Below are 12,328 nucleotides of genomic sequence, written 5' to 3'. Positions count from 1 at the left end.
CTTAAGTGTTTATTGATTACTTAACCTCTTTAATTTCTATCGTTGCTTCTCGGCTATTTATCGCCGTACTTGCGCTTTGTAAATAATGCTGCCAGCGTTGTTGAAATTCTGTACCTAATAGCTGTAAATAATCGCCAGTATAAATATTGCTATGGCTATCATCAAAAATGAATCGGTAGCCATGCTTACCCACTGATTCAATTTTTAGCAGCTTTACTTGCTTCTTATGATAGACCTTAGGCGTTAGCCCTGTTGCTTGGCCTTTATCGTCAGTTGGAGCAAACACGCGTAAATATTCGAAGCTTAAATCAATGGCCATATTGCTATCTTGTTCAGCAGTTTCAAGCTCATTAGCAGCGAAAATTACCGACAAACTTGCAGTTGCATTATTGATCTCAAAGCGATTAACTTTACTCATGTTTAACTCCTAGCTCTATATTTTTACATTATAAAATAAAGCGACTTAAATCTTCATCTTTAATTAGATCAGATAAAATATTAGCGACAAAATCAGCATCAATTAAAATGCTTTCGCCTGAGCGATCATTGGCGGTAAACGAAAGCTCTTCGATTAAGCGTTCCATCATAGTATGTAAACGACGTGCACCAATATTTTCAGTACTTTCGTTCACTTGCCAGGCTGCATTAGCAATGGCTTGAATGCCATCTTTACTAAATGAAATATGTACGCCCTCAGTAGCTAACAAGGCAATATATTGCTCAGTCAATGAGGCATTAGGCTCAGTCAATATCCGCACAAAATCGTCAGTGGTTAAGGCTTTTAACTCAACACGAATCGGTAAGCGCCCTTGTAGTTCAGGGATCAAGTCAGACGGTTTTGACATTTGAAAAGCACCAGAAGCAATAAATAAGATATGGTCAGTTTTGACCATGCCGTGTTTAGTGCTAACTGTAGAGCCTTCAATTAACGGTAATAAATCTCGTTGTACACCTTCTCTTGATACGTCAGGACCTGAGCTTTCACCGCGTTTACAAATTTTATCTATTTCATCAATAAATACGATGCCGTTTTGTTCAACTTGATATATCGCTTTTTCTTTGATGTCGTCTTGGTTAACAATTTTAGCGGCTTCTTCTTCTTGCAATGCTTTTAAAGCATCTTTGATTTTCAGCTTACGTTTCTTTGTTTTGTCACTCGACATGCTTTGGAACATGTTTTGAAGTTGCGAGGTCATGTCTTCCATGCCCGGAGGTGCCATTATTTCAACACCCATTTGTGGCGCCGCTAAATCGAGTTCAATTTCTTTATCGTCAAGCTGACCTTCGCGTAATTTCTTACGAAAAACTTGGCGAGTAGAGCTATTCTCTGGCTGTTCGTCATTACCAAAGCCATCACGCGCTGATGGCAATAACACATCTAATATACGCTCTTCAGCAGCTTCTTCGGCTAAGTGCTTAACACGCGCCATTTCTTGCTCTTTGGTCATTTTAATAGCCATATCAGCAAGGTCACGAATAATCGTTTCAACTTCTTTACCGACATAGCCCACTTCAGTGAACTTAGTCGCTTCTACTTTAATAAAAGGGGCATTGGCTAACTTTGCTAAGCGTCGGGCAATTTCTGTTTTACCGACACCTGTAGGGCCAATCATCAGAATGTTTTTAGGGGTAACTTCAGCACGCAACTCTTCGTTAAGTTGCATTCTACGCCAGCGGTTTCTCAGGGCTATAGCGACGGCACGTTTGGCGTCGCTTTGACCAACAATATGGCTATCAAGTTCGTGAACTATTTCACGTGGTGTCATATTCGACATATTAATTCCTTACAAATTGGCGGTTATAGTTCATCAATCACGTGTTGCTGATTGGTAAATACACAAATATCACCGGCAATTTTTAATGATTTTTCAACAATTTCTTTCGCAGAAAGGTCGGTGTTTTCAAGTAATGCTGTGGCGGCTGATTGTGCGAAGTTGCCGCCACTGCCAATGGCAATGAGGTCATTTTCAGGTTGCACAACATCACCATTACCGGTAATGATCAGCGATGCGGTTTCATCGGCAACGGCCAATAAAGCTTCAAGTTTGCGCAGCGCACGGTCACTTCGCCAATCTTTAGCAAGTTCAACGGCCGCTTTAGTTAAATGACCTTGGTGCATTTCTAACTTACTTTCAAAACGTTCAAATAGGGTAAAGGCATCTGCTGTTCCGCCAGCAAAACCGGCAAGTACTTTGCCATTGTATAAACGGCGTACTTTACGCGCATTGCCTTTCATTACAGTGTTGCCAAGGGAGACTTGACCATCACCACCAATGGCAACTTTGCCATTACGTCTGACAGAAACAATAGTAGTCACAAATAACCTCTTACATATTGCCAACTGAGATAGTCGGCTTGTCTAATGTAGATTAGATAAGGGGTAGCTTGAGCTTTTTCAAGGGAGCAACGATGAATAATAACAAGTGGGTAATTTTAATAGCTTGTTTGCTATCAGTTTTAAGCGGTCAGTTAAATGTTAATGTAGGCAGATTTAAGTTAAGTTGCTGGTTGGTTTTATAGTGTTAGCTCGTTGGCATAAATACCGACCTACAAATGCCTGAATCTGGGTTTTAGATTCTAGGCATAAACATCTAAAACCTTTTAGCTGCTAAAGGGAGTTTTGATGTTAGTAGATCTTTAAGGTTTATTAATCCCAGCCCCATATTTTACAGCCGTGTACTGAGTTGTTTTTTAATTTGTGTTTGTCTTTTTCTGCCTCACGCTTTTTCGCATAAGGGCCTAAGTAAACTTTATACCAGACTGATGAGGTTCCTGTGGCTTTACTGACTTGTGCCTCTAAACCAGTGAAAGCGATTTTTGCTTTTAATGACTCGGCTTGTTTACGGGTTCTAAATGAACCACATTGCATTTTATATGGGCCTTTTGGGGTGACCTCATACTCGCCAACTTCAACTTCTTTACTTTTTAAGTCGTCAACGTATGTCCACTTCTCTTCAGGAAGTTCCGGTAGTTCAGTTGTTTTCTGCTTAGCCTTGATTACTTTAGGCGCAACAACGGTGTCAGGCTGTACATCTTTAATACTCCACAACATATAGCCAAAACTTGGTATAGCGACAATAAGAAAAGCGGCAATTAATTTTACTTTTAATGAGCTACCTTCGGCCGGCTGCTCATTTTTTTTATAAGGACTTTGCTTTTTATTTTTTGCTCGAGAGCGGGAAACGTAATCTTGATGTGCCATGGAAAAATTTATACCTGAAGATTTTCACCAATTCTAACCAACTGGTAAAGAAATATCACCCATTGAGTTGATTAACTTGTAAATAAACTTTTATCAGATCTAGCCAAGTCGCTTTATAAGCAACTACCAGCTTAAATCTACTGGGTCGATATCAATTGACCATCTAACTTTTGATTGCCACTCATTATTGACACTTTGATGAATGAGTTTAAATACCGCTTGATGTAGTTGCTTTCGAGATTTCGCTTGCAAAATCAAGTGAAAGCGAAATTTACCGGCTTTTTTCTCCATCGCTGCAGGTACAGGGCCAGCAAACTGACATCCTTCAAAAAGGTTTGCTGTCATGGCGCGTAAAAATTTTTCTGGGTAAGAAGGGTAATTCGCTTCGGCTCTAAATAGGGCTTGAAAACTAAATGGCGGCAATAAGGCTTGTTGACGTTCAATCAGTGCTTGTTTAGCAAAATGTTGATAACCATTATGAACCAAGTCTTGTAATAAAGGGTGATCAGGGAAGTTACTTTGTACCATCACTTTACCGGGTTTACTTGCTCGACCGGCTCTGCCTGATACTTGTACTAAAAGTTGCGCCATATGTTCAGCAGCACGAAAGTCATAGCTAAAAAGTGCGCCGTCAACATCAAGCACGGCCACTAAGGTTACATCAGGAAAATGATGGCCTTTCGCTAGCATTTGCGTACCGATCAGTAGTTGATGCTCTTTATTGTCCACTTCTGTTAATAACTTCGCTAACGCGCCTTTTTTACGTGTGCTGTCTCGGTCAATGCGCACCGTAGAGTAATCAGGAAATAGGGCACTGATTTTTTCTTCCAATTGTTCCGTACCTTGCCCTATGGGTTTAATGCGAACGCTACCGCAACTTGGGCATTGTGGTGGAATACGCTTTTGACTGCCGCAATGGTGGCAAATCAGCAGCCCTTGGCCCTGATGTAAAGTGTAAGGCTTATTGCAACGTTGGCAATCAGCTACCCAATGACATTCTTGGCAGTTAATGGCTGGCGCATAACCACGGCGATTGAGAAAAATTAAGGCTTGTTCACCACGGGCTAGGGTATTTTTAATCGCTTGTTTTAAGGTACCAGAAAGGCCATGTTCCATTTGCTGTTGCGCAACATCAATTAAGGTGATTTTTGCGGTCGAGGCATTACCGGCACGTTTACGTAGTTGGTGATAATGGTATTTTCCCGTTAAGGCATTTTGCAAAGATTCAAAACTCGGTGTTGCACTGCCCAGTATAATAGGAATATTAAGTTGTCTAGCTCTTAGAATGGCAATGTCGCGAGCATGATAGCGAAAACTGTCTTGCTGCTTAAATGAGGCATCGTGTTCTTCATCAACAATGATAAGACCTAAATCATGTAGCGGAGTGAATATAGCCGAGCGCGTACCAATAACAATAGCGGCAGTGCCACGCTGAGCTTCTAACCAGGTTTGTAGGCGCTCTTTGTCGTTCAAGCCGGAGTGATGCAAGCTTATCGGCACATTAAAGCGTTGCTCGAAACGACTTAATGTTTGTGGCGTTAGGCCAATTTCTGGCACTAATACTAAAACCTGCTGACTTTTTGCTAATACTTGCTCAATGGCCTGTAAATAAACCTCCGTTTTACCACTACCGGTTATACCGTCGACTAAATGACAAGAAAACTGCGACTGCATCTCCTTCACGGTGGCGACAATAATGGCTTGTTCGGCTGATAATGCGAGTCTATTTTCATGCTGTAATGCTTGCTCTTGCCATTTAAATTCAGCGACTTCACGGGATTTACTATAAATGAATTGTTTTTTCTCTAGCGCATTAAGCTGTGCTTTATTAAAACCAAGGGTTAATAACTCCGACCATGTCATGCCTTGGTGCTGCTTAAGCATGGTTAATAATTCAGCTTGTTTGGGGGAACGTTTGGCTGTGGTCGTTTGTTCTGCTTCACTTAAATCTTTTTTTGTTAACCAAATTTGTGGTAATTCAACATCAGGTTGTTTTATTTGACGTAATAGCACGGGTAATGCTTGCTGAAATACATCGCCAATAGGGTGATGGTAATAATCGCTACAGCGCTGAATAAAATTAAGCAGTGTTGGTGAGAAACTAAAATTATCACTGACCCGGCTAAGTACTGACTTTATTTTTGCCGGCGCATATTCTGTACTGTCATCTATCGACAAAACAATCCCTACAACTTGCCGAGAGCCAAAAGGCACAATCACGCGTTCGCCTAACTTTATAGCTTTAGCATTTAATTCGGCAGGTACTTTGTAAGTAAACAACTGGCGCATAGGAACCGGTATTGCAACTTGCACGTATATGTCTGTTGAAGTTATTGCCAAAAATACTGTCATATAGAAAACCAAATGTTGTGCACATTCTACTGTTTAATGGCGCAATGCCAAGCCAGAAAATCACCCTATTTTCGTTTTTAGGAAATAAAGCCAAAAATTGCTCAATTTTTTAGCAATTTTTATTGCTATGGGGATAATGATCCTATAACATTCGCCTCCATTATTTTTAACTCGTATGGTGCTTGGCAGCAATAATGACTGATCAAGTGGCGATACGGCCTTAACAGAGGTTTCCCATGAAAGACGGTATTCATCCAAATTATGTAGAGTTCAAGGCAACTTGTTCTTGTGGTAACGTTATAACAACTCGTTCAACTGTAGGTAAAGACTTACATTTAGACGTATGTTCAGAATGTCACCCATTCTACACTGGTAAGCAAAAAGCTGCTGAGACTGGTGGTCGTGTTGATAAATTCAACAAGCGTTTTGGTGCTCTTAGCAAGAAGTAATTCTGCTAACATACCAGATGAAAAAAGCACCTTTAGGTGCTTTTTTTTATGCTCAGAACAAGCGAGTTTTAATTTAAAAAACAACGCTGGTGGTGATATTGTTACCGGGCTAACTTCGGCAAAAGCCAAGCGTGTAAAATATGGCCCTAGTTCGACATTGTCTTTTGAAACTGGCAATGCGAGTAGCTCAGTACGTGCGAGCACAGTTAGCGGCCTCATAGAAGTAAAGTAATTTATTAAGCGTCTCATCAACTTTTGAGGCGTTTATTGAAAGATTATAATGCTTGGTTTTTTACTTCCAAAGACTCAAATATCACTCGATACATCTGTGCTTATCTTCGCTCTAACTACTACTTTTAATATCATTCCTCATCAAAAATAGTGAAATATTTCTTTTCGATTGATCGTTTTGCTTATGGGGAAATTCTGCTACATTAGCTCTCTTTATTTTCGAATAATTTTATAAAGCTTATTAGCTGAGTATACTCGCCAATAAGCAGAGATTATCGCCAAGCATTTAAGGTGTGATATGGCCGATCGCAAGCCAACCAAGTTTACTAAAAATAACCAATTTCCTCGTGATAAACAAATTGATGAGTTAAAGGTTCCACCGCATTCATTAGAGGCTGAGCAATCAGTGCTGGGTGGTTTATTATTAGATAATGAAACTTGGGACCGCGTAAGTGAACGCGTAGTCGCACAAGACTTCTACAGCCGCTCACATCGTATTACCTTTGAGACTATCGGTCGCTTAATTGAGCTAGGTGAACCGGTTGATTTGATCACTTTATCTGAAGCGCTTGAAAACGATCAAAAGCTAGATGCTGCCGGTGGCTTTGTTTATCTCGCTGAAATGATGAAAAACACCCCCAGTGCTGCCAATATTACCGCTTATGCGGATATTGTGCGTGAACGTGCAGTTACGCGTGAAATGATCAGTGTTGCTAATGAAATAGCGGAAGCAGGTTACGATCCTCAAGGGCGCAGTAGTGCTGATTTACTCGATTTTGCTGAAACTAAGGTTTTCGCGATTGCCGAGCAACGAGCTAATAAATCAGAAGGCCCAGAAAATATCAGTTCAGTATTAGAAAAAACTGTCGACCGTATTGAAAAACTTTGTGCATCACCGACTAACGGTGTTACTGGGGTTTCAAGTGGTTTTACTGATTTAGATAAAATGACCGCTGGTTTCCAAAAGTCAGATTTAATTATTGTTGCTGGTCGTCCTTCTATGGGTAAAACCACCTTTGCGATGAACTTGGCCGAAAATGCTGCCATGACCGAAGACAAACCCGCGTTAATTTTTAGTTTAGAGATGCCGTCAGAACAGTTGATGATGAGAATGCTCGCCTCGCTGGGGCGTATTGACCAAACTAAAATTCGTACGGGACAATTAGAAGATGAAGATTGGGCCCGTTTATCATCAACCATGGGCTTATTAATCGAAAAAGGTAAGATGTTTATCGATGATGCGGCGGGTTTAACACCGACAGACGTGCGCTCGCGAGCACGACGTATTGCTCGTGATCATGGTGGTATCAGTTTGATCATGATCGATTATCTACAGTTAATGCGTGCGCCACAATTTTCTGATAACAGAACCTTAGAAATTGCTGAGATATCTCGATCATTAAAAGCTTTGGCAAAAGAATTAGAAGTGCCAGTTGTTGCCCTATCTCAGCTTAACCGTGGCTTGGAACAACGCTCTGATAAACGTCCAATAAACTCGGATTTACGTGAGTCAGGTTCAATTGAGCAAGATGCCGATTTAATCATGTTTATTTATCGTGATGAGGTTTATCACGATGACTCTGAATACAAAGGCATGGCTGAAATTATCATAGGTAAACAACGTAACGGCCCAATTGGTCGAGTACCTTTGACCTTCCAAGGACAATTTTCTCGTTTTGATAACTATGCTGGCCCGCACGTACTTGGTGAAGATTAAGCACTAATGGCATTACACACAGCAACAGCGATTATCGATTTAGAGGCGTTAAGCAATAATTACCGCCTTATACGCTCATTATCACCTAATGCTAAAGTGTTAGCGGTACTGAAGGCAAATGGTTATGGTCATGGTTTAGAACTAATTGCGAAAGCATTGCCTAATGCTGATGCCTTTGGTGTGGCGCGTATTGATGAAGCACTTGCCCTTAGAGCCGCAGGCATTGTTCAGCCAATTGTTTTACTTGAAGGTTTTTTTGCCAAAGAAGATATTGATACCCTTGCCGCTAATAATTTACAAACCATAGTGCATAACGAGCAGCAACTAGCTGCTATTGTGAATGCCAACTTAGATACTCCGTTAAAAGTTTGGCTTAAAATTGATACCGGCATGCATAGATTAGGTATTAATCCTGAACAATTATTACAATTTTATGAAGCGTTAAGCCAATCAAAAAATGTACAACAGCCGATTGTGCTGATGAGCCATTTAGGTTGTGCGGATGACAAAGAAAGCCCAGCTACAAAACAACAAATTTCGCTATTTGATGAAATAACGGCTGACTTTTTACTGGAGAAAAGCCTAGCTAACTCTGCTGGCGTTTTGCTGTGGCCTCAAAGTCATCATCAATGGATCAGACCCGGCCTTTTACTATATGGTGTTTCACCATTGCAGTTTGATATTCACATTGATGGTATTGCACCCGTAATGACCCTGCAATCAAGCTTGATATCAGTGCGTGAAATCGCCGCGGGAGAAGCTGTTGGTTATGGTGGTGCTTGGATTAGTGAAAAGAATACCACGATAGGCGTCGTTGCCATTGGCTATGGTGACGGTTATCCCCGTCATGCGCCCAATGGCACACCAGTACTGATTAATGGTCGGCGTGTGCCGTTAATTGGGCGAGTATCTATGGATATGATTTCTGTAGATTTAGGCGTTCAAAGTAAAGACAAGGTTGGCGATATTGCTACACTTTGGGGTAAAGGTTTAGCGGTTGAAGAAGTCGCTGAATTCGCCACCACTATTCCTTACGAACTTTTGTGTAATATAACTCGTCGCGTACATATTCAACTAGCCAAATAGCTATTGCTCAGAATAAAGAGATAACTCACGAAAATCAAAATTAAGTAACTTTTTATACTACTTATTCGTATTGAAGTAGTTAATTTTTGTAAAACTATTACTTATTATAAGCTTGCCAGTTCTTCGGCTAAAATCTTTTTAAAAGTCTCAATGGGCTGTGCACCCGCAAGTGCAGTTTTGCGGTTAAAAACTACGGTTGGAACGGAAGATACACCAAGCTTTTGCCAATATAATTCTTGTTCAATAACCTGTTGTAGTGCGTTGCTATCTTCCAACCTAGCCATGGCTTCCTCAACACTTAAACCAACTTCGTTAATCTCTTCAGTTAAAACCTTTCGATCTGAAATATCTTTTTTCTCAGTAAAAAAAGCCGTAAATAAACGTTGTTGTAAAGCCGTTTGCTTACCTTGCGTTTTAGCGTATTCCAGTAAAATATGGGCATCACGAGTATTAACTATTTTCATGCCTTCAAAATAGTTAAAATCAAAATTAACGGCTTGACCATGTGCAGTCATTTCTTTTCTAAATTGATTACTACTTTCTGGGGTTGAACCATATTTTCTCGCTGAGTGTGCACTTAATTCTTCACCTTCCAATGGCATATTAGGATTAAGTTCAAAGGGCTGCCACTGAATTTCTACTTTGTCTTTTAAGCCTAATTCGTCAATGGCTTTCGTTAAATTGCCATAACCGATAACACACCAAGGGCATACGACATCTGAAATGATATCTATCTGAATTTTTTCACTCATAGTATTTCTCTGTAACAGCTTATAGCTAGGTTAATATTTAAAGCTATTGGCTTAATTAGCATTGATTTTTAAAAAAATGGCAATATTTTGTATCGACCATTGCACTTAAGGTTAACGTTTTACAATAAAAAAGCTACCTTATCATGGTGAAATGAAGAGGTAGCCGAGCAAGATTGTTATATTACTTCTCTACTTTTTCCCAAGCGAATTTACTGAAAGGTTTGTCAACAACAGTCCCTGCGATGTGGTTAGTGTAGTTGCTGATTACTTTTTGAGATAAGCCTAAAAGTATTTCTAATAGCTGTTGTTCACCGTAACCAGCGGCATAAAAAGATGCTAATTCTTCATCTGATATATGTCCACGATTACGTACAATTACTAATGTTGTATCAAGCAAAGCTTGTAGTTTTGCCGTAGGCATAGGCTTTTGGTCACGCAATGCGTCAATTAAGTCAGAGTCTACTTTCATCGAATGAGCGATAGCCGTGTGCGCAGGTACACAATAATTACAGCCATGTTCAACATTTATACCTTGCCATACAACGGTAAGCTCTTCTGCATTGAATGAAGTATTAAGAAAAAGCTCATGTAGTATTTGGTAGGCATCTAATACATTTGGCGCACTGGCTAACACGCCATGCAGATTAGGTAACATACCGTAAGCACTTACAGACTTCTCTAAAAGTGCTTTACTTGCTGCTGGTGCTGATTCAATTGTGTGTGTAGTTAATGTAGTCATGTCAAAGTACCTCTTTAGGAATATGGTTTACTAAATACGATGTAACAATAAATCACTGTTTCACGAATTTTTTGTAATTTAATGTAATGGTTAATAATCAAATCAACCTGCTGCTAATTTATTTTACATACCGATCGGTAAGTAAATCAAATATTGTACCGATCGGTATGTAAAAGTCAACAGCTAAACTAAAATATGAGTTTATTGTGAGTAAACATAGCTTTTAGGCAAAATTATTATCGGTAAGCTTATAGCTTTAGTGATATAACTTGGTGGACGTGTTTTAAGATAAACTGTAGTTAAAACAATTGAATGAAAACTATCGGCGGCCGATATTTAACGCATAGCGCAAGTTTGGGCTAGGTATAAAAGTCGAGCTATATTTAAGGCTAAAATCAAGTGGCTGATAAAATAGCAGGTTATTGTAAGATAGCCTTTGGGGTAGAGTAATTTTTACTGGTGTTAAATACACCGGCTAAAATTGTATCAATAACAAATTCTAATTCAGTAGATGTTACTTTAGAGCGCGCCATTGCAGCAGTGCCTTTTAATGCCGTATATAAAGTTAATGCGTTACTGGCTGCATTTTCATTTAAGCCTAAAGTAATTGCTTCATTATCAGTGTTAAATAAATCACTTAACAAGGCAATTGGCGCGGATTCTATCTCAAGAAGTAACTTTGTCGCTTGTTCTGGTATATCTCCGCCTGCTACTTCAGATTGACAAAGCACAAGGTAACAACCTTTGGGGTGATCTGTACTACATTGCATGCCGACAATCGACATCATATAATTTTTCAAACGAGTTTTTAAAGGCAATTCTGGCGCAAGTAAAACACCAAGATGGGCTTGCATATTATTGTCAATATAGTGCTGAGTCGCTTTAATAAATAATGTTTCTTTATTACCAAAAGCGCTATACATACTGGGCTTGTTAATATTCATGCTTTTCGTTAAGTCAGCTAAAGAAGCGCCGACAAAACCTTTCGCCCAGAATACTTCCATTGCAGCTTGTAATGCCGTTTGTTCATCAAATTTTCTTTTGCGTCCACTAACCACAATAACCACCATTTATATATGTTCAATATCTATATTGTACCTAATGGTACGTTTAAGTTCAAACCGATAAAAAGTGTAGAGGTATTAAGAAAAATCAGCTTCGATAGCTTGGCTATATCTCGGAGGACAATTAATGCATGGTAGTAGATTATATTAATAATTAGCTATACATATAAAATAGGTTTGAGCATAAAAATGCCCCGTTGAAACGAGGCTGTTTAATTTAATGTAATGATGTTATTTGTCGAAACTAAATTCAATATAGGCATTACCGTATTTAGAAGAAAGAGGAATAATAACAATGGGTCCGTCAGCCATGTGATGAATAGAGTGGTTAGGACCAGAAACTACCATAGGCGTCGCCATATCAAACTCTATACCTTTTTCACTCAACATACGTTTTGCGCCACCGGTAACCATATTAGTAATTTCACCGACTAAATCAGTAATTTCTTCATTGATTTCATCAGGGCCTTCACCGACCATTTTTTTCATGGTTGCAAGTGCTAACTTACCTTCAAACGTAATAGATAAAGAACCTTTAGTTTGGTCACTTACCATGCCAATTAAACCTGAAACATCACCTTTTGCAACTTCATTCTTTTTCAAACGAGGTTTTTCAGGTGTTAGATCCATTTGCGCCATGGTTGACATAACGTTAAGCATTGAAGAAAGAAAGGGGTTAATAAACTCTGCATTCATGAATGTGTCCAAAGGCTTTTATTTTAATTTAGTTGTTTGA

General features: G+C 39.5%; 13 protein-coding genes. 4 read left to right on the top strand and 9 right to left on the bottom strand.

The genetic code is table 11. The features are described from left to right. Positions 1-16: 16 nt before the first annotated feature. The 5 genes from H4J38_RS14945 to priA form a co-directional block, all read right to left on the bottom strand. On the bottom strand, positions 17-418 hold the full coding sequence (locus H4J38_RS14945) for a gamma-butyrobetaine hydroxylase-like domain-containing protein (protein ID WP_182132948.1): 402 nt from the start codon (positions 416-418) through the stop codon (positions 17-19). Positions 419-446: 28 nt separating this feature from the next. Then, positions 447-1,775 (bottom strand): HslU--HslV peptidase ATPase subunit, encoded by a 1,329-nt coding sequence (gene hslU, locus H4J38_RS14940; protein ID WP_182132946.1) that lies wholly within the window; start codon positions 1,773-1,775, stop codon positions 447-449. Between the two features lie 23 nt (positions 1,776-1,798). Beyond that, positions 1,799-2,317 carry an ATP-dependent protease subunit HslV gene (gene hslV, locus H4J38_RS14935; protein WP_081151324.1) on the bottom strand — a complete coding sequence of 173 codons (519 nt, stop codon included), beginning with the start codon at positions 2,315-2,317 and terminating at the stop codon, positions 1,799-1,801. Positions 2,318-2,647: 330 nt separating this feature from the next. After that, positions 2,648-3,202, bottom strand: a complete 555-nt coding sequence (locus H4J38_RS14930) for an SPOR domain-containing protein (protein WP_182132943.1) — start codon at positions 3,200-3,202, stop codon at positions 2,648-2,650. A gap of 123 nt (positions 3,203-3,325) precedes the next feature. Further along, positions 3,326-5,554: a primosomal protein N' gene (priA, locus tag H4J38_RS14925; protein WP_182132941.1), complete on the bottom strand. Its 2,229-nt coding sequence runs from the start codon at positions 5,552-5,554 to the stop codon at positions 3,326-3,328. Between the two features lie 236 nt (positions 5,555-5,790). Here priA and rpmE point away from each other — a divergent pair, with 236 nt between their 5' ends. The 4 genes from rpmE (at position 5,791) to alr (ending at position 9,037) form a co-directional block, all read left to right on the top strand. Next, positions 5,791-6,003: a 50S ribosomal protein L31 gene (gene rpmE, locus H4J38_RS14920; protein WP_077286181.1), complete on the top strand. Its 213-nt coding sequence runs from the start codon at positions 5,791-5,793 to the stop codon at positions 6,001-6,003. Beyond that, the gene (locus H4J38_RS14915; protein ID WP_182132939.1) at positions 5,984-6,235 is read left to right on the top strand and encodes a hypothetical protein; all 252 of its coding nucleotides are present in this window, start codon (positions 5,984-5,986) and stop codon (positions 6,233-6,235) included. The genes rpmE and H4J38_RS14915 overlap by 20 nt, the downstream gene beginning before the upstream one ends. A gap of 297 nt (positions 6,236-6,532) precedes the next feature. Then, a complete protein-coding gene (gene dnaB / locus H4J38_RS14910; protein ID WP_182132937.1) occupies positions 6,533-7,951 on the top strand; it encodes a replicative DNA helicase in 1,419 nt (472 codons plus the stop codon). 6 nt (positions 7,952-7,957) lie between these two features. Next, positions 7,958-9,037 carry an alanine racemase gene (alr, locus tag H4J38_RS14905; RefSeq protein WP_182132935.1) on the top strand — a complete coding sequence of 360 codons (1,080 nt, stop codon included), beginning with the start codon at positions 7,958-7,960 and terminating at the stop codon, positions 9,035-9,037. 104 nt (positions 9,038-9,141) lie between these two features. Here the strand turns inward: alr and H4J38_RS14900 are convergent, their stop codons facing one another. The 4 genes from H4J38_RS14900 to H4J38_RS14885 all read right to left on the bottom strand — a co-directional run bounded on the left by H4J38_RS14900 (position 9,142) and on the right by H4J38_RS14885 (position 12,288). After that, complete coding sequence (locus H4J38_RS14900) at positions 9,142-9,789, bottom strand: DsbA family oxidoreductase (protein ID WP_182132933.1); 648 nt, start codon at positions 9,787-9,789, stop codon at positions 9,142-9,144. 181 nt (positions 9,790-9,970) lie between these two features. After that, complete coding sequence (locus H4J38_RS14895) at positions 9,971-10,528, bottom strand: carboxymuconolactone decarboxylase family protein (RefSeq protein ID WP_182132931.1); 558 nt, start codon at positions 10,526-10,528, stop codon at positions 9,971-9,973. Between the two features lie 419 nt (positions 10,529-10,947). Continuing rightward, a complete protein-coding gene (locus H4J38_RS14890; protein WP_259365530.1) occupies positions 10,948-11,532 on the bottom strand; it encodes a TetR/AcrR family transcriptional regulator in 585 nt (194 codons plus the stop codon). Positions 11,533-11,823: 291 nt separating this feature from the next. Then, the gene (locus tag H4J38_RS14885; protein ID WP_182132928.1) at positions 11,824-12,288 is read right to left on the bottom strand and encodes a chemotaxis protein CheX; all 465 of its coding nucleotides are present in this window, start codon (positions 12,286-12,288) and stop codon (positions 11,824-11,826) included. Positions 12,289-12,328 lie beyond the last annotated feature (40 nt).

This window comes from Colwellia sp. BRX10-3 (assembly GCF_014077505.1).
Classification (GTDB): domain Bacteria; phylum Pseudomonadota; class Gammaproteobacteria; order Enterobacterales; family Alteromonadaceae; genus Cognaticolwellia.
Note: the sequence above shows the minus strand (reverse complement) of the source record. Positions and strands in the feature narration are given on the sequence as shown.

Coding starts and splice junctions, on each gene's coding strand:
- H4J38_RS14945 (WP_182132948.1), bottom strand. CDS start 418: ATGAGTAAAGTTAATCGCTTTGAGATCAATAATGCAACTGCAAGTTTG.
- hslU (WP_182132946.1), bottom strand. CDS start 1,775: ATGTCGAATATGACACCACGTGAAATAGTTCACGAACTTGATAGCCAT.
- H4J38_RS14930 (WP_182132943.1), bottom strand. CDS start 3,202: ATGGCACATCAAGATTACGTTTCCCGCTCTCGAGCAAAAAATAAAAAG.
- priA (WP_182132941.1), bottom strand. CDS start 5,554: ATGACAGTATTTTTGGCAATAACTTCAACAGACATATACGTGCAAGTT.
- rpmE (WP_077286181.1), top strand. CDS start 5,791: ATGAAAGACGGTATTCATCCAAATTATGTAGAGTTCAAGGCAACTTGT.
- dnaB (WP_182132937.1), top strand. CDS start 6,533: ATGGCCGATCGCAAGCCAACCAAGTTTACTAAAAATAACCAATTTCCT.
- alr (WP_182132935.1), top strand. CDS start 7,958: ATGGCATTACACACAGCAACAGCGATTATCGATTTAGAGGCGTTAAGC.
- H4J38_RS14900 (WP_182132933.1), bottom strand. CDS start 9,789: ATGAGTGAAAAAATTCAGATAGATATCATTTCAGATGTCGTATGCCCT.
- H4J38_RS14895 (WP_182132931.1), bottom strand. CDS start 10,528: ATGACTACATTAACTACACACACAATTGAATCAGCACCAGCAGCAAGT.
- H4J38_RS14890 (WP_259365530.1), bottom strand. CDS start 11,532: ATGGAAGTATTCTGGGCGAAAGGTTTTGTCGGCGCTTCTTTAGCTGAC.
- H4J38_RS14885 (WP_182132928.1), bottom strand. CDS start 12,288: ATGAATGCAGAGTTTATTAACCCCTTTCTTTCTTCAATGCTTAACGTT.